The organism is Muricoccus nepalensis, assembly GCF_006438825.1.
GTDB classification, from domain to species: domain Bacteria; phylum Pseudomonadota; class Alphaproteobacteria; order Acetobacterales; family Acetobacteraceae; genus Roseomonas; species Roseomonas nepalensis.
The window spans coordinates 98,630-118,632 of the sequence record NZ_RCZP01000009.1 but is presented as its reverse complement, the minus strand read 5'-3'; the positions used below and the strand labels follow the sequence as shown (position 1 = coordinate 118,632).

Sequence of the window (20,003 nt, the reverse complement as noted above, 5' to 3'; positions counted from 1 at the left end):
TCCGGCCCTTAGTCCGCCTGGGCGCCGGACTTCTCGATCGTCTCGCGCCACATCGGGCGCTCGCGCGCGGCGCGGGCGGCGGCCTCGGCGGGCGTGGTCCAGATCGGCTTCGCGCCGACGCGGGCGAAGCGGTCCCGCTGGGAGGCGTCGTCGACCGTCGCCTTGAGGGCGGCGCCCAGGCGCTCGACCACGGCGTCCGGGGTGGCGGCGGGGGCCACGAAGCCGCCCCAGACGGTGACGACGAAGTTGTCCATGCCGCCCTCGGCCATGGTCGGCACCGCCGGCAAGGTCGGCCAGCGCTCCGCGCTGGTGACGGCGAGGGCGCGGATCTGCCCGGCCTCGACGAGCCCCTGGTAAGAGGCGACGCCGTCGATCGCGAAGTCGATGTCGCCGCCGAGCAGCGCCGGCTGGATCTGCGCCGCGCCGCGGTAGGGGACGTGGACGGCCTCAATGCCGAGGCGGCTGAACAGCATGGCCGAGGAGAGGTGGGTGGTGGTGCCGACCCCCGTGGAGCCGTAGGTGACGCCCCCGCGCTTCGCCCGCGCCCAGGCGATGAACTCGCCCAGAGTCCGCGACGGCACCTTGCCCGGCGCGACGACGGCGATGTTCGGGAACTCCCAGGCGAGCGCGAGCGGGCGGAGGTCGCGCTCCACGTCGTAGGGGACGGACTTGTAGAGGTACTGGTTGATGGAGAAGTTGCTGACGGTGCCGGCACCGATCGTGTGGCCATCGGGCGCGGCCTTCGCCACCGCGTCGATCCCGATGTTGCCGCTGGCGCCCGGCCGGTTTTCGATAACGACGGGCTGGCCGAGGGTCGCGCCCATGTGGTCGGCGTAGATGCGCGCGATCACGTCCGTCGCGCCGCCCGGCGGATAGGGGACGATCAGGCGGACGGGGCGCGTGGGCCAAGCCTGGGCGCGGGCGGCGGGGATCGCGAGCGCGGAGCCGAGGGCGGTCCCGAGGAGCGTGCGGCGGTTCATGGGCATCTTTCTTTACGTTGGGCGGGGCGCAGCCGGTCAGGCGCCGGGCGGGTGCACCTTGCCGGGGTTCATGATCCCGGTGGGGTCGAGCAGGTCCTTTACGCGCCGCATGAGGAGGAGCTCGACGGGGTCCGTCACCCGGCCGAGGCGGTCGCGGTTGCTGATGCCGATGCCGTGCTCGGCGCTGATGACGCCGCCGAGCGCCGCGGTCTCGTCGTCGACCACCGCGTTGATGCGGCGCGCGACCGGCGCGGCGGTGACGGCATCCGGGAACTGCCGCGCGTCGAGGATGGCGAGGACGTGGAGGTTGCCGTCCCCGACATGGCCGTGCATCACGACGCGCGCGCCCGGCACCTCCTCGAGGATGCGGCGCTCCACGTTGCGCGCGAAGAGCGGCGCGTTCTCGATCGGCACGACGCTGTCGTGGCTGACGACGTAGCCGGCGCGCTTGCTACCCTCGGAGACGGAGTGGCGGATCTTCCAGAGCGCGCCGGCCTGGGCCCCGCTCTCGGCGAGGACGGCGTCCGTCACCAGACCTTCCTCCAGGGCGGCGGCGAGCACCTCCTCGAGCGGGGTGCGGAGGTTGGTCGAGGCGAGCGTGTCCGTCAGCTCGATCAGCAGGTACCAGGGCGCCTCGAGGGCGAAGGGGATGGGGACGTCGGGCACGTGCTCGGCGATCACCTCGACCTGGCCGCGCGACATGGCCTCGAGGCTGGTCAGGCGGTCGCCGACGGCGTCGCGCAGGCGGCCCAGCAGCGTCAGCGCTGCCTCGATCTCCGGCAGCGCCACCATGGCGAGGGCCGAGACGCGCGGGCGCGGGAAGAGCTTTAGCGTGGCCGCGGTGACGACGCCGAGGGTCCCTTCAGCGCCGATGAAGAGCTGCTTCAGGTCGTAGCCGCTGGAATTCTTCCTGAGGCCCTGCAGCCGGTCGAGCCGGCTGCCGTCGGGCAGCACGACCTCGAGGCCCAGCACCAGCTCGCGCGTGTTGCCGTAGCGGAGCACGGCGGTGCCGCCGGCGTTGGTCGCGATGTTGCCGCCGATTTGGCAGCTCCCCTCCGCGCCGAGGCTGAGGGGGAAGAGGCGGTCCACGCCGGCCGCGGCCTCCTGGATCGCCTGCAGGATGCAGCCGGCCTCGACCGTGATGGAGTTCGCGAGCGGGTTGACGGCGCGGACGCGGTTCAGGCGGTCGAGGCGGAGCACGACGGAGCGTCCCTCCGCGTCCGGGGTGGCGGCGCCGCACATGCCGGTGTTGCCCCCCTGCGGCACGATGGCGATGCCGCGGCGGGCGCAGAGCGCGACCACGGCGGCGACCTCGGCCGTGCTGGCGGGCTTCACCACGGCGAGGGCCTTGCCGTGGTAGCGCCCGCGCCAATCGACGACGTAGGGCGCGTGGTCCTCGCCCGGCGCGAGGACGTGCGGGCGGCCGACGAGGCCCGCCAGCTCCTCGACCAGACCGTCGTCGGCGGCCACGGCCATCGGAACGCTCATGCTGCTGGGCCTCCATCCCGGGCGCGCGAGGAGCCGGGCGCGATCCCGGCTGCCTTCTTCCCGATCCGGGCGCGCGCTTCAAGCGCGGGGCCGCGGGCGGACGGCGATGACTACCCCGCGGCGCGGCGGAGCGGGGCGGGCGTCACCTCGTTGTGCACCTCCGCGAGTTGGGCGAGGAGGCGCATGAAGGTGACGCGGTCCGCGGGGGAGAGGGGGGCGAGGAGGCGGTCCTGCACGCGCCGGACCGCGGGCTCGACGCGGCGGAGGAGGGCGGCGCCCTCCGCGGTGAGGCGGAGGCGCTTCGCGCGGCGGTCGCCCTCGGCGTGGCTGCGCCCGATCCATCCCTTGGCCTCCAGCCGCTCGAGCACGCCGCCGAGGGTGGAGCGGTCGAAGGCGATGAGGGCCGAGAGCCGCGTCGCGTCCACCTCCGGGTTCTCGCGGATGGCGTAGAGGGCGGCGAACTGCACGGAGGTGAGCTCGTGCGCGCCGGCCTCCTCGGCGAAGAGGGCGCCGGAGATCTGCTGGGCGCGGCGGATGAGGTGCCCGGGCATGGCGTAGAGGTCGTGCATCGGGGCGGGCTCCGTGGCGGGAGGGGATCGGGCGGCCGATTGACGGCATGCTGAAAGACCGCATACTGCCTTTCAACAAGAATGGGGAGGGCCGCGCGACCGCTCCTCCCGGCCCGGCAAGGCCCCGCGCACGATCCAGGTTGCGGATCCAGGGTGCGACCTGGGGCACGATCCGGCAGAGGATGGGAGGCGACGGCTTGACGCAGGACCTGCACGGCGTGCTCGGCGATCTCGTGATCGCCAACCGCATCCTCGCGCACGAGGGGGTGCTGGACGATTTCGGGCATGTCGCCGTGCGGCATCCCGGGCGCGCGGACCGCTTCTTCGTGTCCCGCTCCCGCTCGCCCGAGATCGTCACCCGGGACGACCTGCTGGAGTTCACGCTCGACGGCGTGCCGGTCGATCCCAAGGGGCTGCGGCCCTACCTCGAGAGCGTGCTGCACGCGCGGATCTTCGCGGCGCGCCCCGACGTGCAGGCGACGGTGCACCACCACTCGCCGGCGGTGCTGCCCTACACGGTGGTGGACGACGTGCCGCTGCGGCCGGTGTTCCACATGGCTTCCGTGCTCGGCGGGCCGGTGCCGGTCTGGGACAGCCGGGACGAGTTCGGCGACACCAACATGCTCATCGACGACGTGCCGAAGGCCGACAGCCTGGCGCGGGCGCTCGGTGGCGGGACCTCGGTGCTGCTGCGCAACCACGGCGCCGCCTGCGCGGCGCAGTCCCTGCCCGCGGTGGTCTTCGTCTCCGTGCGCATGAAGGACAACGCGGAGTTGCAGTCCCGCGCCATGGCCATGGGCAAGCCCCGCTACCTGACCGAGGGCGAGACCCGGATGACCGCCGAGATGCTGATGGGCGAGCGGCCGCTCGACCGCGCCTGGAGCTACTGGCGGGCGCGCGCCGGCTACGGCGGCATCTAGAGGAGGGGCCGGGCATGGGCATCCGTCGCCGCCACCTTGGGGCCGCGGCCCTGCTGCTCGGCCTTCCCGGCGTCGCGCGCGCGCAGCGGCGGCCGGTGCGGCTCGTCGTCCCGGCCGCGCCGGGCGGGGCGATCGACGTCATCGGGCGGATCTACGCCTCGCGCCTGGGGGACGTGTTGGGCACCACCTGGGTGGTGGAGAACCGCTCGGGCGCGAACAACACGCTCGGCGCGGCGGAGGTCGCGCGCTCGGCGCCGGACGGGCTGACCTATCTCGTCAACGCCGACATCCAGCTCATGGCGAAGCGGGTGATGAAGGCGGTGCCCTACGACCCCGTGGCGGACTTCACGCCGATCTCGCGCCTGGCAACGGCGCCGATGGTGCTGGTGGGCAACCCGCGCGCGACGCCCGAGGGCGGGGTCGCCGCGCTGATCCCGGCGATGAAGGCGCGGCCGGACGGCTTCACCTTCGCCAACTCCGGCCTCGGCTCCATGGGGCATCTCGCGACCGAGGGCTTCAAGCGCGAGGCGGGGCTCGAAAGCCTTATCGTCACCTATCGCGGCACGGCGCCGGCGCTGACGGACGTGATCTCGGGCAACACGGCGCTGATGGTGGCGCCGCTCGGCTCGGCGCTGCCACAGATCGAGGAGGGGCGGCTGCGCGCCTTTGCCATCATGGGGCCGCGGCGCTCCCCCCGCGCGCCGGCGATCCCGACGATCGTGGAGCAGGGGATGCCCTCGCTCGACTTCACGCTGTGGTACGCGATGTGGGCGCCGAAGGGCCTGCCCGACGCCGAGGCGGACCGCGTGAACGCGGCGGTGCAGGCGATCTCGCGCGAGCCCGAGATCCGCGCCCGCATCGCCGAGCAGGGCGCGGAGCCGGTGACGGAGGACCGCGCCACCTTCGCCCGCTTCATCGCCACCGAGGACGTGCGCAGCGGGCAGATGGCGCAGGTGGCGCGGATCGAGCCGGAGTAGCCCCCGGCCCGTCTCGCGGCGCCTCAGGCGTTGCCGCGGTCCTCGCGCCAGAGGTGCAGCGCCTCCTGCACGGGGCGGTCGGAGAAGGAGAAGAGGACGCTCTCCTCCGCCGCCTCGTGGCGGACCTTCTTCCAGGAGGGGACGACGAAGACGTCGCGCTTGCCCCAATCCACCACGAAGTCGTCGCCGATGAAGCTGCGGCCCTGGCCCTCCATCGGGACGAAGATGGTGGCGTCGGTGGAGCGGTAGGCGGCGGTGGAGAAGCCCTTCGGCAGGAGCTGGATGAAGGTGCCCATCGTCGCCATGGCGTGGTTGCCGGTGATGGGGTTGGTGTAGCGCATCTTCAGGCCGTGGCAGGGGTCCCAGGCCTCGGCGCGGCGCATGCGCTCCAGCGCGTCGCGCGTGCGGGCGTAGGGGTAGTTGAAGACGGGGGAGCTGCCGCCGCCCGCCTTGTGGTCCACGGGCAGGAGGTTCGCGCCGTAGCGCGCGTCGCTGTCGCCGAGGGGGCGCGTGACGGGCTGCTCGTCCTGGTCGAGGTGCTCGGCGAAGGAGGCATCGAGGAACTGCACGAGCGGGACGTCGAGGCCGTCGAGCCAGAAGATCGGCCGGTCGCTCTCGTTGCCGTGGTCGTGCCAGGCCATGGGGGGCGTGATGATGAAGTCGCCCTCCTGCATGATCGTGCGCTCGCCGTTCACGGCGGTGTAGGCGCCGCCGCCCTCGAGCACGAAGCGTAGCGCCGTCTGCGAGTGACGGTGGGCGGGCGCGACCTCGCCGGGCAGGACGAGCTGCACGCCGGCGTAGAGGGAGGTGGTGATGCGGGACTGGCCGCGCAGACCCGGGTTCTCGAGCACGAGGACACGGCGCTCGGCCTCCTTGGCGGTGATGAGGGTTCCGGCCTCCATCATGGCCGCGCGGATCTCGTCGAAGCGCCAGCTCGCCGGGCGGCAGGCGCTGCGGGGCTCGGGGGTGACGAGCTCGGCGAGGGAGAGCCAGAGGGGGGTGAGGTTCTGGTGGCCGATGCGGCCGTAGAATTCCTGGCGCTTCGCCTCCACGGCCGCATCCTGCGTGCCGGGCGCGGCCTTCACGTTGGCGTCCATGGTCGCCCTCCTCTTTGTTGTTTGACCGTACACGGACAATCCGTGTAGGGTCAATTCCTTCCCGCCGGTCCCGCGGGCGGCGCAGCGCGCTCCGCCCGCGTCCTTCCGGACCGCGCCCGGGAACAACGCCCGGCGCCAGACCGCGGCGCGACCATGCACCCGGAGGACCCAGGATGACCACTCGCCCGGAGAAGCCGATCCTCGTCGCGGGCGGCGGCATCGGGGGCCTCGCGGCGGCGCTGGGCTTGGCGCGCGCGGGCTTCGCGGTCACGGTGCTGGAGCGGGCGGCGGCGCTGGGCGAGATCGGGGCGGGCATCCAGCTCGGCCCCAACGCCTTCCAGGCCTTCGACCACCTGGGCATCGGCGACGCCGCGCGCGCCATGGCCGTCTACGTCGACCAGCTGCGGCTGATGGACGCGCTGACCGCCGAGGACATCGCGACGATCGACGTGACGGAGCCCTTCCGGCGCCGCTTCGGCAATCCCTACGCCGTCGTGCACCGCGGCGACCTGCACGGCGTCTTCCTGCGCGCCTGCGAGGCCGACCCGCGCATCACCCTTCGCACCGGCTGCGCCGTGGTGGACTACGAGCAGGACGGGCGGGCCGTGACGGCGCTGCTGAAGTCGGGCGAGCGGGTGGAGGGGTCGGTCCTCATCGGCGCGGACGGGCTGTGGTCGCGCATCCGCGCCCGCGTCGTGGGCGACGGACCGCCGCGCGTGACGGGGCACACCACCTACCGCTCCGTCATCCCGACGGAGATGATGCCCGAGGACCTCCGCTGGAACGCGGCGACGCTCTGGGCCGGGCCGAAGTGCCACATCGTCCACTACCCGCTGTCCGGCTGGAAGCAGTTCAACCTCGTCGTCACCTACCACAACGACGCGCCCGAGCCGGTGGCGGGGCTGCCGGTGGAGGAGGAGGAGGTGATGCGCGGCTTCCAGCACGTCCACCCCAAGGCGCAGAGCATCATCCGCCACGGGCGCGACTGGAAGCTCTGGGTGCTCTGCGACCGCGACCCGACGGAGAAGTGGGTGGACGGCCGCGTCGCGCTGCTGGGCGACGCCGCCCATCCCACGCTGCAATACCTCGCCCAGGGCGCCTGCATGGCGATGGAGGACGGCGTCTGCCTGGCGCAGGAGATGGCGGCGCGCCCGGGCGAGGCGGAGGCGGCGCTGGAGGCCTATCGCCGCCGGCGCGTGCTGCGGACGGCGCGCGTGCAGCTGCAGTCCCGCGCGGTGGGGGACCACATCTACCACCCGAACGGGGCGCACGCGGCGCTGCGCAACAGCATCATGTCCGCGAAGAGCCGGGACGAGTGGTACGACGCGATCGCCTGGCTCTACGGCGAGACGGGGCTCGGGGATGCGCCGGCCGAGGCGCGGGTGGCGGCGGTGGCCTGAGGGTGGGCCTGGGTCGTGGCGCGGGCGACTCCGGGAGGCGCTGCCTCCCGGGCCCTCCGCCGGGGAGCCGGCGGGCTCCCCGGACCCCGCGATCTGTCTTTCGGGTGCTGTAGGCTGCGCCTTGAATAAACCTTTGGACCGCCTGGGCTGATCGGTCAGTCGCCGGAGGTCCATGACCTCCGGCGCGCAACCAACCAGCCGCGGGGTCCGGGGGGGCCGTTGCCACCCCGGCGGAGGGTTCGGGAGGCAGAGCCTCCCGAGGGCCACAGCGAGCCACCCATTACCCGAAGGCGCCGCATTCCAGCGACACCACCGCGCTCGCCTCGCGCACCATGGCGAAGAGCTCGCGCAGCGGCTCCATCAGCTCCGCGTGCTCGCGCCCGTAGCCGCCATGGCGCGGGGACGGCGGCTCGCCGTAGTCCAGCGAGGCGCTGGGCGGCTCGTGGGCCGGGAAGACCTGGTCGAGCAGCTTGGCGGCCTCCTCCACGTCCAGGCGCAGCAGGCGGCGGAGCAGGCTGTCGCGGGTGACGCCGTGGCGGGGGGAGAACTCCGGCATGTTCACCGCGCGCATCCAGATGCGGTGGACGAGCAGCAGGCGCACGGCGTGGACCGCGAAGAGGCGGTCCGACATGCGCGGCGCCTCCCCTTCCGACGGCCAGGCGCGGCGGAGCGCGGTGTGGTCGGCCAGCAGGCTGCGGAAGACGCGGCGCACGGGGTCGCCGAGGCCCTGTTCCTCCAGCGCGGTGGCCACGGCGGTGAGGGAGGCGGCGTTGGCGGGGCTGCGGGCGCTGGCCGCGCGGTCGAGCCACATGCCGGGGTCGAGCGTCGCGACGTAGCCGCGCAGCACGTCGGCGTCCGAGAGGGTGAGGCCGGCGCGGGCGAAGGCCATGGCGCCGGCGAAGCGCGGGGACTTGCGCAGCAGCTCCGCGAAGCCCTCCGGCTCGCGCGAGGCGCCGGCGCCGAGGCCGTGGGTGAGGTTGGCGAGGAAGCCGAGCTGCTGCAGCACGGCGTTGTTCGGGATCGCCCGCAGCTCGCGCGCGTGGCGGATGGTGGCGGGGCCGCCCGTGTCGCTCTGGCGGGCGGCGGGGCGCGATCCCGTGCGGTCCAGCAGCGCCGGGCCGAAGCCGCCAAGGAGGCCCGCGTAGCCCGGGTCCTCCACGAGGACGGCCATGGCGCTGCGCATGCCCGCGAAGAGGTCCGCGGCGAAGCCGGCCTCGGCGTAGACGGGGTCCGCGACCTCGCCCGGCGGGGGCGCGAAGGCGTGCTCGGCGATGCGGGCGATGGCGGCGTGGGCGAGGGCCGGCGTGCCGAAGAGCTGGTAGCCGTCGCCGCCCTGGAAGCTCGTCTCGATGCGGGTGGGGATGCGGGCGGCGGCGAAGGCGGCGCGGACGGCGGGCGGGTCGAGGTAGTCGAGGCGGGCGGCGAGCCCGTCCGGGTGGCCGCCGCGGCCGAGGCCCTCGCCGTGGGTCTCGAAGAGGACGACTTCCAGCGCGCCCAGGCCGTGGCGGGCGAGCAGGTCGGCGACGCGGAGCTTCAGACGCTCGATGAGGTGGCTGGCCGCGGGCTGGCCGACGTAGCGGCCGGAATCCGAGTAGCCGAACTGCAGGCAGAGCCGGCCGATGCCGCGGAGGTAGGTCCGCCAGTGCGGGGAGCGCAGCGCCTCCTCGATCACGCGCTCGCCGCGCCGTTCCAGGGCCTCGGCGGTCTCGAAGAGGGGGCTGATCTCGACGTGGCGCTCCACGCCGCAGAGGCGCGCGAGGAAGAGGGCGGCGAGGAGGGTGAAGCCGCTCTCGGTCTCGGCCACGAGGAAGCGCACGGGCTGGGAGGCGTCCACGTGCTTCGTGATCTGCGCGACCGTCATCATCAGCCGCATGGCGCTGGCCGATTCCGAGAGGAGGCCGCCGGTGTCGACGGGCTCGGGCTTCGCCTCGTCGAGCGCGGCGTTGATCGCGCCGAAGAGGGCGCGGCGGCGGGCGGCGTCGTCCGGCGCGCCGCCGAGGGCGGGCACGCGGAGGCGGGCGGCGTTGTGGAGCTGGGCCGAGTTCAGCCGCGTGTGGGTCTGGGCGAGGGAGAGGCCGTGGGCGGCGAGCCCCGCGCGGGCGACGCAGAGGGCGAGGCGCGCCTGGTCGTCGGGGGCCGCCTCGATCGCCTCGGCGAAAAGCTCGAGGAGCGGGCCGGGCGTGGTCAGCGCCTCCTCGCGCCGGTCGATGAGGACCCGGGCGAAGCGCTGCGCCGCCTCCGGGTCGGGGGTGCCCGGGGGCGGGCAGGCGGCGATCTGGGCGCGCACCGCGTCGAGCGCGCCGGCGAGGCGCCCCCGCAGCGGGCCGCTGCCCTCGGGCGGCAAGGCCTCGATCTGCGCCTCGAGGCGGGCGAGGCCGAGCTCCTTCATCCGCAGGCGCAGGCGCAGCGTGTCCTGCCAGCCGATGTCGGTGCGCCCGTCCGTGTCGTAGCCGACCCAGGAGGAGAGGAGGACCGGCGCGGGCATGAGGGTGCGCCAGCGGTCCCGCCAGGTGTCGCGGGCGACGGCGAGGAAGGCGGCGGCGAGGCGGTCCAGCGCGTCGCGCCCGTTGGCGATGGCGACGACAGCCTGGGTGAACTCCTCCTCGAGGTCCGGCGCGACGGGGCGGAGCGGCAGGCCGGGCGGCGGGGCCGTGCCGCCGGCGGCCTCGGCGAGGGCGCGGTTGGTCTCGCGCGGGAGCGAGAAGGTCGGGTGGGCCGTGAAGACCGCGGCGGCGCGCGGGCGCTCGCAGGCGGCGCGGAAGGCGGCGAAGGGCACGGGGCTGTCGGCCGGGTCGGGGCGGGCGACGCGGCCGGCGACCGCGATCAGCGCGGCGTCGGTGCCGGCGGCGTCCGTGGCGCCGAGCTTGCGGGCGAGCGACGCCGCGCGGTCGGCGAAGGCGAGATCGCCGATGTGGCGGAGCGCGGCGCGGAGGTCGTCGAGGGTGAGGTCGCCGTCGTCGAGGCGGCGGCTGAGGGCAAGGGCCATGGCCAGGGCGGGGGCGGCGAAGGGATCGCCCCGGCCCTGGGCGCGCGCGGCCTCCGCCAGGGCCAGCAGGTCCGGCGCCTGGGCGGCGCGGGGATCGGGGGGCGTCGCGGGCTGATGGTCCATCGCTGTCTCTCCCTCTGCGCCGGGTCCGATGCAAAATCGGGACACGCCGCGCGACAATAGGCCCCAGCTTGGGTGCCGGGGCCGTTCTGGCAAAGCCCTTGCGTGTGCAACGCAGCACGCCGGGATAGGCCGGCATGCTTCTGGGGGTCGAAGGGCTGCGGGTCCTGCTGGTGGATGCGGATGCCGGGCGCGCCGCCCTGGTCACGGCCGGGCTGGAGGCGGCGGGCTGCGAGGTGGTGGCGCTGGTCTCGGACACGGGCGACCTGACGCGGCTGGCGCGGGAATCCGGGGCGGAGGTGATCGTCTGCGACCTGGACGACCCCGGGCGCGACGCGCTGGAGAGCATGCGGGCGCTGAACCGGGACGAGCCGCGCCCGGTGGTGCTCTTCGCCGAGCGGGGGGAGCCGGAGCAGATCGAGGCGGCGCTGGAGGCGGGGGTGGCCGCCTACGTGGTGGAGGGGCTGGCGCCCGGGCGGGTTCGGCCGGTGATCGAGGTGGCGATCCGCCGTTTCCGGGCGCACCACGCGATGCGGATGGAGTTGGAGGCCACCCGCGCCACCCTGGCCTCGCGGGCCGTCATCGACCGTGCCAAGGCCCGGCTGATGGAGCGAGGGCGGCTGAGCGAGGAAGAGGCCTACCGGCGGTTGCGGCGGGCCGCGATGGACCAGGGCCGGCGGCTGGTCGATATCGCACAGGCCATTATGAGCGAAAAATAGGCAAATAGCCTGTTATGAGTTCATGAATGGAGGATAGTGGATTCTGTTGCCCCTATAGAGAGCATTTTTCCCTTGCCGTGCTGCGCTGCGGCATGATGAATGACGGCACGGGGATGGATCGCAATGGCGCGGTCCCCTGCACTCCCCGATCGGTCAACCGGCGGTCCAATGGCGGCCCGCCTCCCGGTTCCCCAGGGAACCCCGGAGCGCGCGCTTGTCGGCATCCCCTCTGCGCATCGGCTATGTCCCGCTCACCGACGCTGCGCCGCTGGTGGTGGCGGAGGCGCTCGGCCTCTTCGCGCAGCACGGGGTCCGGGTCGCGCTGTCCCGGGAATCCGCCTGGGCGGCGGTGCGGGACCGGGTGGCCCATGGGCTGCTCGACGGCGCGCACATGCTGGCGCCCATGCCGATCGCCCTCGCCTGCGGGCTGGGCGGCGTGCGCGCGACGGTGTCGGTCGGCGCGGGGATCGGGCGCAACGGCAACACGCTGACCCTCTCGCCCGCCCTGGCCGGGGAGGCGGGGCTGGACCCGGCGGGGTCGCCGCTCTCGGCGGAGGCCTTCGCGGCGGCGGTGCGGCGCCGTGCCGCGGCCGGGCGGCCGATGGTGCGGCTGGCGGCGGTGTTTCCCTTCTCGTCCCACCACTACCTGCTGCGGCACTGGCTCGCCTCGGGCGGGCTCGACCCTGACCGGGACCTGCGGCTGGTGGTGGTGCCGCCGCCGCGCACGGCCGCGGCGCTGGCGGGCGGCGAGGTCGACGGCTTTCTCTCGGGCGAGCCCTGGGGCAGCCACGCGGCGGCGCTCGGCGTCGGGCGGGTGGCGCTGACGGGCGGGGACGTCTGGCCCGACCATCCCGAGAAGGTGCTGGCCTTCCGCGCGGGGCTGCCGGCCGGGCAGGCCGTCGCGGTGACCGCCGCCGTGATCGCGGCCGCGCGCTGGCTGGACGATCCCGCGAACCGCGGGGACGCCGCCGCCCTGATGCACGAGCGGGTCTTCCCGACGCTGGACGCCGCGACGGTGCGCCTGGCGCTGGACGGGGTGGTCCCGACCGCAGCCGGCACCCGCGCGCTGCCCGCGCCGATGCGCTTCCGCGAGGCGACGCTGGCCCGCCCCGAGGCCGCCGCCTGGTGGCTGCGGCAGATGCGCCGCTGGGGGCACGTGCCCGAGGCCGTGCCCGATTCCGAGGCCCTGTCCGCCTATGGCGACGCCACCTGGCGCGCCGCGGCCGCCCTGCTGGGCGAGGCCGAGCCCGAGACCGTCACCCTTCCCGAGGAGATCGCCGCGTGACCGTTAACCGCAGGCAAGCCATCGCCGCCACCGCCGCCCTTCTCGCCGCCGCCCGCGCGGCCGCCCCGCGCGGGGCCTTCGCGCAGTCCTCCACCGTGCCGGAGGTGCGGAAGGCGGTGCTCGGCTACATCGCGCTGACGGACGCGGCGCCGTTGATCATCGCGAAGGAGAAGGGCTTCTTCGCCAAGCACGGCATGCCCGACGTGGAGGTCTCCAAGCAGGCGAGCTGGGGCGCGACCCGCGACAACCTCGTGCTCGGCGGCGGCTCGGGCGGGATCGACGGGGCGCATATCCTGACGCCCCTGCCCTACCTCATGCACACCGGCCGCATCACCCAGAACGGCCAGCCGGTGCCGATGGCGATCATGGCCCGGCTGAACACCAACGGGCAGGCGATCTCGGTGGCGGAGAAGCACAAGGCGCTCGGCGCCCGGCTCGACGCCGCGCCGCTCAAGCGCGTGCTGACGCAGGAGAGCAAGGTCGCCATGACCTTCCGCGGCGGCACGCACGACTTGTGGATCCGCTACTGGCTGGCCGCCGGCGGCATCGACCCGGACCGCGACGTGCAGACCATCGTCGTGCCGCCGCCGCAGATGGTGGCGAACATGAAGGTCGGCACCATGGACGCCTTCTGCGTCGGCGAGCCGTGGAACGACCAGCTCGTGAACCAGAAGCTCGGCTACTCGGCCCTGGTCACGGGCGAGCTGTGGCGCGACCACCCGGAGAAGTCCTTCGCCCTGCGCGCGGACTGGGTCGCGGCCAACCCGCGCGCGGCCGAGGCGCTGACGGCGGCCGTGATCGAGGCGCAGCGCTGGTGCGACACGGACGCGAACCGGCAGGAGATGTGCACGGTCATCGGCCGCCGCGCCTGGTTCAACGTGCCGGTGGCCGACATCATCGAGCGCACGCGCGGCAACATCGACTACGGCGACGGCCGGAAGGTCGAGGGCTCGCCGCTGCTGATGAAGTTCTGGCGCGACCACGCCTCCTACCCCTTCCGCAGCCACGAGCAGTGGTTCCTGACCGAGGACATCCGCTGGGGCGTGCTCCCGGAAGGCACCGACACGGCGAAGCTGATCGGCGAGGTGAACCGCGAGGGGATCTGGCGCGCGGCCGCGGCGCGCGCGGGCGTGCCGAACGCCGAGATGCCCTCGGGCACGTCGCGCGGGCGGGAGACCTTCTTCGACGGCAAGGTCTTCGACCCCGAGAACCCCGCCGCCTACCTCGCCTCGCTTTCCATCAAGAAGACCGGAGCGGCCTGAGCATGAACGCGACTGTCCAGACCCCGGTGGCGGCGCCGCCGTCCGTCACGCGGCCCGCGCCCAGCTCGATGCCGGCGCTCACCCTCGGCGCACGCCTGCGCCCCTACGCGGAGCGCGTGCTGCCGCCGCTGGCGGTCGTGCTGGCGCTGATGGGGCTGTGGGAGGTGGTGGCGAGCGGCCCGGGCGCGACCCTGCCGCCGCCCTCGAAGGTCTGGGCCGACGCGCACGACCTCATCGTCGATCCCTTCTTCGACCGCGGCGGGCTGGACAAGGGGCTGTTCTGGCACCTTCTGGCCAGCCTCCAGCGCGTGGCGGTGGGCTTCGCGCTCTCGGCCGTCATCGGCATCGCGGTGGGGCTGCTGATCGGCACCTCGAAGCTCGCGATGCGGGGCCTGGACCCGATCTTCCAGGTGCTGCGCACGGTGCCGCCGCTGGCCTGGCTGCCGCTCTCGCTCGCGGCCTTCCGTGAGGCGCAGCCCTCCGCCATCTTCGTCATCTTCATCACCTCGGTCTGGCCGATCATCATCAACACGGCGGTGGGCGTGCGGAACGTTCCCGCCGACTACCGCAACGTGGCCGCGGTGATCCGCCTGCGCGGGCCGGCCTACTGGTGGCGGATCATCCTGCCGGCGGCCGCCCCCTACATCTTCACGGGGCTTCGCATCGGCGTCGGCCTCTCCTGGCTCGCGATCATCGCGGCGGAGATGCTCATAGGCGGCGTCGGCATCGGCTTCTTCATCTGGGACGCGTGGAACTCTTCCAACTTGTCCGACATCATCGTGGCCCTCGCCTATGTCGGCCTCGTCGGCTTCGCGCTGGACCGGCTGATGGCGCTGGCCGGGCATCTCGTCACCCGCGGCACCGCGACGGTCTGAGGAACGGCCCCCATGGCAATGCAGCCCTTCCTCGACATCTCCGACGTCACCGTCGCCTTCGGGCGGTCGCGCGTGCCCGTGCTGAACGGCATCGACCTGAAGGTGGCGCGCGGCGAGTACGTCTCCGTCATCGGCCATTCCGGCTGCGGCAAGTCCACGCTGCTGAACGTGGTGGCGGGGCTGCTGCCGGCTTCAGGCGGCGGCGTGGTGCTGGACGGCAAGGAGGTGTCGGACCCCGGCCCCGACCGCGCCGTGGTGTTCCAGAACCATTCCCTGCTGCCCTGGCTCACCTGCTACGAGAACATCCGCCTCGCGGTGGACCAGACGCTGTCGAAGTCCTTGTCGCGCGCCGAGCGGCACGAGTGGACGATGGAGAACCTGGCCCTCGTGCGGATGACGCACGCGAAGGACCGGCGGCCGAACGAGATCTCGGGCGGGATGAAGCAGCGCATCGGCATCGGCCGGGCGCTGGCGATGAAGCCCAAGGTGCTGCTGCTGGACGAGCCCTTCGGCGCGCTGGACGCGCTGACGCGGGCGCATCTGCAAGACCAAGTCATGGCGATCCACGCGGAGCTCGGCACCACCGTGATGATGATCACCCACGACGTGGACGAGGCGGTGCTGCTGTCCGACCGGATCGTCATGCTGACCAACGGGCCGAACGCCCGCATCGGCGAGATCCTGGAGGTCGGGCTGGCGCGGCCGCGCGACCGGCTGGCGCTGGTGGCGGACCCGCGCTTCATCGCGGCGCGCGCGGCGGTGCTCGAGTTCCTGCACCACCGCCACGCCGCGCCCGGGCTGGCCGCGGCATGAAGGTCCTGGTCGTCGGCGCCGGCCCGGCCGGCACGCGCTGCGCGCTCCGCGTCGCCGGGCGCCTGCCCGGGGCCGAGGTGGTGCTGGCGGGCGCCGAGCCGGCCCTGCCCTATGACCGGGTCGCGCTGTCGAAGTACCTCGCCGGCGACGTCGAGCAGGCGGCGCTCGTGACGCACTCGCTCGCGGAGCTCCGGGCCGCGGGGGTGCGCTACCGGCCGGGAACGCCGGTCGCCGCGCTCGACCTCGCGGCGCGCGTGGCCGTTACGGCGCGTGGCGAACGGATCGGCTACGATTGGTGCGTGCTGGCCACCGGCAGCAAGTCCTTCCGCCTGCCGCTGCCCGGTGCGGAGCTGCCGGGGGTGATCGCGTGGCGGGACCTGGCGGAGACGCGGCAGATGATCGAGGCGGCGCGCGCGGGCGGGCCGGCGGTGGTGATCGGCGGCGGGCTGCTGGGGCTGGAGACGGCGGCGGGACTGGCCGCGCGCGGGATGAAGGTGACGGTGCTGCACGCGGTGGGATGGCCGATGGAGCGGCAGCTCGACTACGACGCCGGCACGCTGCTGGCCGGCCGGTTGCGCGCGCGCGGGCTGACGCTGCGCATGCCCGCGGAGACGGTCGCGATCGAGGGGGTGGACCGCGTGGAAGCGGTGCGGCTGGCAGGCGGCGAGCGCATCCCGGCGCGGCTGGTGGTGATGTCCGTCGGCGTGCGGCCGAACATCGACCTGGCGCGGGCGAGCGGCCTTTCGATCGCGCGCGGGATCGTGGCCGACGCGGCGCTGCGCACGAGCGACCCGCACGTCCTCGCCGTGGGCGAGTGCGCGGAGGTGGAGGGGCGGACCATCGGCCTCGTCGCCCCCGCGCTGGAGCAGGCGGAGATCGCGGCCGCGACGATCGCCGGCGAGGCGATGGCCTGGGCGCCACGCGCGGATTCGGCGGCGCTGAAGGTGTCGGGCACGCAGGTCTGGTCGGGCGGCGAAGTCGCGCCGGCGGGCGCGGAGGCGGTGACGCTGCGCGCGGGCGAGAGCTACCGGCGGCTCTGGTGGCGCGACGATCGGCTGGTGGGCGCCGTGCTCTACGGCGACACGGCGGAGGCCGGCTTCTACCAGGGGTTGATCGCGAGCGGGCGGGCCGTGGCGTCGCGGGCGGACGCGGCGCTGGGGCAGGCCTTTCTTCAGGACGCGGCGTGATGGCGGATTTCTCGGGCGAGCAGCAGAACTACCTCAAGGGCTTCATGGCGGGCGTCGAGGCGCGCCGCGGCGCGCTCTCGCCCGGCGCCGAGGGGGGCGCGCCGCCGGACGCGATGCGCGCCGCGCAGGACGCGGCGGTCGCGGCCGGCGGCAAGCTCTCGGCCGAGGAGAGGATGAAGCGGGAACGTCACCCGCTGGACCGCTGGGACGAGGTGGAGGCCCGCGCGCGGGAGGGCCGGTTCCCGCACGGCCTCGAGAACCTCGCGACGCGCTGGCACGGGCTGTTCTACGTTGGGCCGACGCAGGATTCCTTCATGTGCCGGCTGCGCCTCCCGGGCGGCCTGCTCTCCTCCTGGCAGGCGCAGGGCGTGGCCGAGATCGCCGAGGAGTGCGGCGGCGGCTACGTGGACGCGACGACGCGCAACAACCTCCAGATCCGCGAGATCCCCGCGGACCGCGGCGTGGAGCTGCTGGAGCGGCTGGCGGACCTCGGCATCATCCCCAAGGGCACGGGCGCGGACAACATCCGCAACATCACGGCCTCCCCCACCGCCGGCATCGACCCGGGGGAGCTGATCGACACGCGCGCCATCGTGCGCAAGCTGCACCACCACATCCTGAACACGCGCGACCTCTTCGGCCTGCCGCGCAAGTTCAACATCTCGATCGACGGCGGCGGCCGCGTCGCGGTGGTGGAGGACACGAACGACATCGCCTTCACCGCGGTGCGGGTGGGCGAGGAGGTGGTGTTCCGCCTCGCGCTCGGCGGCATCACGGGCCACCGGGACTTCGCGCGCGACACGGGGCGCGTGGTGGAGCCGGGCGCGGTGGTGCGGGTGGCCGACGCCGTCATGCGCGTCTTTCTCGCGCACGGGGACCGCACGGACCGGCGCAAGGCCCGTCTAAAGTACCTGCTGGACCGTTGGGGCCTGCCGCGCTTCGTCGAGGCGGTGGAGGCGGAGCTCGGCGCGCCGCTGCGCGAGGCCGGCGCGGTCGAGCCAGCCCCGCCGCCCGACAAGCACGGGCATCTCGGCGTGCACGACCAGCGGCAGCCGGGGCTGCAATACGTGGGGGTGGTGCTGCCGGTCGGGCGCGCCACGGCGGCGCAGCTTCGCGGCCTGGCACGCATCGCCGACACCTTCGGCAGCGGCACGCTGCGGCTGACGGTGTGGCAGAACCTTCTTCTCTCCGACATTCCGCGCGAGCGGATGGCGGAGGCCTGCGCCGAGATCGAGGCGATCGGGCTCGGCACCTCGGCCAGCCATGTCCGCGGCGGGCTGGTGGCCTGCACGGGGGCGGCGGGCTGCAAATTCGCGGCGGCGCACACGAAGCAGCACGCGGCGTCGCTGGCGGACTACCTCGACGCGCGCATCGCGGTGGCGCGGCCGGTGAACATCCACCTCACGGGCTGCCACAACTCCTGCGCCCAGCACTATATCGGCGACATCGGCCTCATCGGCGCGAAGGCGGAGCGCGGCGAGGAGGAGGTGGAGGGCTACGACCTGCATGTCGGCGGCGGCGCCGGCGCGGAGCGGGCGATCGGGCGCCTCGTCCTCGCGAAGGTCCCGCATGACGAGATGCCGCCGATGGTTCTCAATCTGCTGCGCGCTTGGCAGGAGGGCGCGCCGGATCTTTCCTTCCAGGACTTCACCGCCCGCCACGACGACGCCGCGCTGCGGGCCATGGCCGGGCGCGAGACCGCGGAAGCCGACGCATGAACGCCATCTCCCCCATTCCCGGCGCCTTCCCGCAGCCCGCGCCCGTGCCGCTGATCCCGGAGAGCGCGCCCTTCTCGGCGGAGCAGCGGGCCTGGCTGAACGGCTTCCTCGCCGGGCTCTATGGCGGCGCGGCCGCCGGGGGCGCCGCGGCGCCCGCTCCGGAGCCGGAGGAGGAGTTCCCCTGGCACGACCCGGCGCTGGCGCTCGAGGAGCGGCTGGCGATGGCGGCGGGCAAGCCCTCCTCCCGCCAGCTGATGGCGGCCATGGCGCAGCTCGACTGCGGGCAGTGCGGCTATGTCTGCAAGAGCTACGCGGAGGCGATCGCCTCGGGGGCGGAGGGCTCGCTCTCCCTCTGCGTGCCCGGGGGCAAGGCGACGCAGAGGGCGCTGAAGGCGCTGGTGGCGGAGGCGCCCGCGGCAACACCCGTCGCCGCGCCCAAGGCCACCGGGCCGGCGCTGGTGCCGGTGCGCGTGCTGGCGGCCAGGCCCCTCTCGGGCGCGGGGTCGGTCAAGGACGTGCGCAACGTGGTGCTGGACCTCGAGGGCAGCGGGCTTCGTTACGAGCCCGGCGACAGCCTCGGGCTGCTCGCCCCGAACGACCCGGCGCTGGTGGAGGGGTGCCTTGCGATCCTCGGCGCCACCGGGGAGGAGATGGTGCCCTGCCCCGACGGCACGGCGCGGCCGGCGCGGGAGGCCTTCCTGTCGCACCTCGCGATCGCGCGGCCGCTGGACCGCACCTGCGACCTCCTGGCGGGCGCGGCGCGCGATCCGAAGGAGGCGGCGATGCTGCGCAAGCTCGTGGACGGCGACGACGATGCGTCGCCCGGGGACGCGGACCTGCTGGACCTGCTGGAGCACTTCCCCTCCGCGCGGCCGCCGCTGGCTGACCTCGCGGCCTCGCTGCCGGGGCTGAAGCCGCGCCTCTACTCCATCGCCTCCTCGCCGCTCGCGGTGCCCGGCAAGGTGGAGCTCTGCGTCTCCGTCGTGACGGCGGAGCGGCGCGGGCGGGTGCGGCAGGGGGTTGCCTCCTCGCATCTCGGCTTCCGCGCGCTGGCGGAGGGCGGGGCGCGCACGGTGCCCGGCGACAAGGAGCGGGCGCTGGCGGGGGTGATGCCGGCCCACATGCAGGTGAGCCACTTCCGCCTGCCCGAGGATCCCTCCACGCCCGTCATCATGTGCGGTCCCGGCACGGGCATCGCACCCTTCCGCGCCTTCCTGCAGCACCGCGCCTCGCTCGGGATCAAGGGGCGGACCTGGCTGTTCTTCGGGGACCAGCGCTCCGCCACCGACTACCTCTTCTCGGACGAGATCGAGGGATGGCTCGCGGACGGCACGCTGGAGCGGCTGTCGCTCGCCTGGTCGCGCGATCCCGGCACGAAGAAGACCTACGTGCAGGACCGGATGAAGGAGCAGGCGGCCGACCTGTGGCGCTGGTTCCAGGACGGCGCGCGCTTCTACATCTGCGGCGACGCCGCGCGGATGGCGAAGGACGTGGACACGACGCTGCGTGCCATCGCGATGGGTGAGGGCCGCATGGACGCGGACGCGGCGCGCGAGTGGATCGTGGCCCTCGCCCGGCAGAACCGCTACCAGCGGGACGTCTACTGA

At 74.0% G+C, this 20,003-nt stretch carries 16 protein-coding genes; 11 read left to right on the top strand and 5 right to left on the bottom strand.

Annotated elements, in window-relative coordinates; genetic code table 11:
* Window positions 1–8: 8 nt before the first annotated feature.
* The 3 genes from EAH89_RS12005 to EAH89_RS11995 form a co-directional block, all read right to left on the bottom strand.
* The gene (locus tag EAH89_RS12005; protein ID WP_140883272.1) at window positions 9–980 is read right to left on the bottom strand and encodes a Bug family tripartite tricarboxylate transporter substrate binding protein; all 972 of its coding nucleotides are present in this window, start codon (window positions 978–980) and stop codon (window positions 9–11) included.
* A gap of 36 nt (window positions 981–1,016) precedes the next feature.
* Entirely contained in the window at window positions 1,017–2,468 is a 1,452-nt protein-coding gene (locus EAH89_RS12000) for an FAD-binding oxidoreductase (RefSeq protein ID WP_241666987.1), read from the bottom strand.
* A 110-nt stretch (window positions 2,469–2,578) separates the two neighbouring features.
* Complete coding sequence (locus tag EAH89_RS11995; RefSeq protein ID WP_140883270.1) at window positions 2,579–3,037, bottom strand: MarR family winged helix-turn-helix transcriptional regulator; 459 nt, start codon at window positions 3,035–3,037, stop codon at window positions 2,579–2,581.
* 197 nt (window positions 3,038–3,234) lie between these two features.
* On the opposite strand from EAH89_RS11995, the gene EAH89_RS11990 reads away from it, so the two are divergent.
* Both EAH89_RS11990 and EAH89_RS11985 read left to right on the top strand, forming a co-directional pair.
* A complete protein-coding gene (locus EAH89_RS11990; protein ID WP_140883268.1) occupies window positions 3,235–3,957 on the top strand; it encodes a class II aldolase/adducin family protein in 723 nt (240 codons plus the stop codon).
* Between the two features lie 14 nt (window positions 3,958–3,971).
* Window positions 3,972–4,934 (top strand): Bug family tripartite tricarboxylate transporter substrate binding protein, encoded by a 963-nt coding sequence (locus tag EAH89_RS11985; RefSeq protein ID WP_140883266.1) that lies wholly within the window; start codon window positions 3,972–3,974, stop codon window positions 4,932–4,934.
* A gap of 23 nt (window positions 4,935–4,957) precedes the next feature.
* On the opposite strand, the gene gtdA is transcribed toward EAH89_RS11985, so the two are convergent.
* Window positions 4,958–6,031: a gentisate 1,2-dioxygenase gene (gene gtdA, locus EAH89_RS11980; RefSeq protein ID WP_140883264.1), complete on the bottom strand. Its 1,074-nt coding sequence runs from the start codon at window positions 6,029–6,031 to the stop codon at window positions 4,958–4,960.
* Between the two features lie 173 nt (window positions 6,032–6,204).
* Here gtdA and EAH89_RS11975 point away from each other — a divergent pair, with 173 nt between their 5' ends.
* Window positions 6,205–7,431 (top strand): 3-hydroxybenzoate 6-monooxygenase, encoded by a 1,227-nt coding sequence (locus EAH89_RS11975; protein WP_140883263.1) that lies wholly within the window; start codon window positions 6,205–6,207, stop codon window positions 7,429–7,431.
* Between the two features lie 280 nt (window positions 7,432–7,711).
* Here the strand turns inward: EAH89_RS11975 and EAH89_RS11970 are convergent, their stop codons facing one another.
* On the bottom strand, window positions 7,712–10,540 hold the full coding sequence (locus EAH89_RS11970) for a phosphoenolpyruvate carboxylase (protein ID WP_140883261.1): 2,829 nt from the start codon (window positions 10,538–10,540) through the stop codon (window positions 7,712–7,714).
* A gap of 134 nt (window positions 10,541–10,674) precedes the next feature.
* Between EAH89_RS11970 and EAH89_RS11965 the strand changes: the two genes are divergently transcribed.
* From EAH89_RS11965 to EAH89_RS11930, 8 genes are all read left to right on the top strand, one after another.
* A complete protein-coding gene (locus EAH89_RS11965) occupies window positions 10,675–11,256 on the top strand; it encodes an ANTAR domain-containing response regulator (RefSeq protein WP_241666986.1) in 582 nt (193 codons plus the stop codon).
* A 214-nt stretch (window positions 11,257–11,470) separates the two neighbouring features.
* On the top strand, window positions 11,471–12,541 hold the full coding sequence (locus EAH89_RS11960) for an ABC transporter substrate-binding protein (RefSeq protein WP_140883259.1): 1,071 nt from the start codon (window positions 11,471–11,473) through the stop codon (window positions 12,539–12,541).
* The gene (locus EAH89_RS11955; protein ID WP_140883257.1) at window positions 12,538–13,803 is read left to right on the top strand and encodes a CmpA/NrtA family ABC transporter substrate-binding protein; all 1,266 of its coding nucleotides are present in this window, start codon (window positions 12,538–12,540) and stop codon (window positions 13,801–13,803) included. The genes EAH89_RS11960 and EAH89_RS11955 overlap by 4 nt, the downstream gene beginning before the upstream one ends.
* 2 nt (window positions 13,804–13,805) lie before the next feature.
* On the top strand, window positions 13,806–14,678 hold the full coding sequence (gene ntrB, locus EAH89_RS11950; protein ID WP_140883255.1) for a nitrate ABC transporter permease: 873 nt from the start codon (window positions 13,806–13,808) through the stop codon (window positions 14,676–14,678).
* A gap of 12 nt (window positions 14,679–14,690) precedes the next feature.
* Window positions 14,691–15,491, top strand: a complete 801-nt coding sequence (locus EAH89_RS11945; RefSeq protein WP_140883253.1) for an ABC transporter ATP-binding protein — start codon at window positions 14,691–14,693, stop codon at window positions 15,489–15,491.
* The gene (locus EAH89_RS11940; protein ID WP_140883251.1) at window positions 15,488–16,678 is read left to right on the top strand and encodes an NAD(P)/FAD-dependent oxidoreductase; all 1,191 of its coding nucleotides are present in this window, start codon (window positions 15,488–15,490) and stop codon (window positions 16,676–16,678) included. Before EAH89_RS11945 ends, EAH89_RS11940 begins: the two co-directional genes overlap by 4 nt.
* Window positions 16,678–18,396, top strand: coding sequence for a NirA family protein (locus EAH89_RS11935; protein WP_241666985.1), 1,719 nt, complete (start codon window positions 16,678–16,680; stop codon window positions 18,394–18,396). The genes EAH89_RS11940 and EAH89_RS11935 overlap by 1 nt, the downstream gene beginning before the upstream one ends.
* On the top strand, window positions 18,393–20,003 hold the full coding sequence (locus EAH89_RS11930) for a sulfite reductase subunit alpha (RefSeq protein WP_140883247.1): 1,611 nt from the start codon (window positions 18,393–18,395) through the stop codon (window positions 20,001–20,003). Before EAH89_RS11935 ends, EAH89_RS11930 begins: the two co-directional genes overlap by 4 nt.

What these genes read in the sequence shown, in the direction of transcription:
- EAH89_RS12005 (WP_140883272.1), bottom strand. Translation starts at nt 980, where the DNA reads ATGAACCGCCGCACGCTCCTCGGGACCGCCCTCGGCTCCGCGCTCGCG.
- EAH89_RS12000 (WP_241666987.1), bottom strand. Translation starts at nt 2,468, where the DNA reads ATGAGCGTTCCGATGGCCGTGGCCGCCGACGACGGTCTGGTCGAGGAG.
- EAH89_RS11995 (WP_140883270.1), bottom strand. Translation starts at nt 3,037, where the DNA reads ATGCACGACCTCTACGCCATGCCCGGGCACCTCATCCGCCGCGCCCAG.
- EAH89_RS11985 (WP_140883266.1), top strand. Translation starts at nt 3,972, where the DNA reads ATGGGCATCCGTCGCCGCCACCTTGGGGCCGCGGCCCTGCTGCTCGGC.
- gtdA (WP_140883264.1), bottom strand. Translation starts at nt 6,031, where the DNA reads ATGGACGCCAACGTGAAGGCCGCGCCCGGCACGCAGGATGCGGCCGTG.
- EAH89_RS11975 (WP_140883263.1), top strand. Translation starts at nt 6,205, where the DNA reads ATGACCACTCGCCCGGAGAAGCCGATCCTCGTCGCGGGCGGCGGCATC.
- EAH89_RS11970 (WP_140883261.1), bottom strand. Translation starts at nt 10,540, where the DNA reads ATGGACCATCAGCCCGCGACGCCCCCCGATCCCCGCGCCGCCCAGGCG.
- EAH89_RS11965 (WP_241666986.1), top strand. Translation starts at nt 10,675, where the DNA reads ATGCTTCTGGGGGTCGAAGGGCTGCGGGTCCTGCTGGTGGATGCGGAT.
- ntrB (WP_140883255.1), top strand. Translation starts at nt 13,806, where the DNA reads ATGAACGCGACTGTCCAGACCCCGGTGGCGGCGCCGCCGTCCGTCACG.
- EAH89_RS11945 (WP_140883253.1), top strand. Translation starts at nt 14,691, where the DNA reads ATGGCAATGCAGCCCTTCCTCGACATCTCCGACGTCACCGTCGCCTTC.
- EAH89_RS11940 (WP_140883251.1), top strand. Translation starts at nt 15,488, where the DNA reads ATGAAGGTCCTGGTCGTCGGCGCCGGCCCGGCCGGCACGCGCTGCGCG.
- EAH89_RS11935 (WP_241666985.1), top strand. Translation starts at nt 16,678, where the DNA reads ATGGCGGATTTCTCGGGCGAGCAGCAGAACTACCTCAAGGGCTTCATG.
- EAH89_RS11930 (WP_140883247.1), top strand. Translation starts at nt 18,393, where the DNA reads ATGAACGCCATCTCCCCCATTCCCGGCGCCTTCCCGCAGCCCGCGCCC.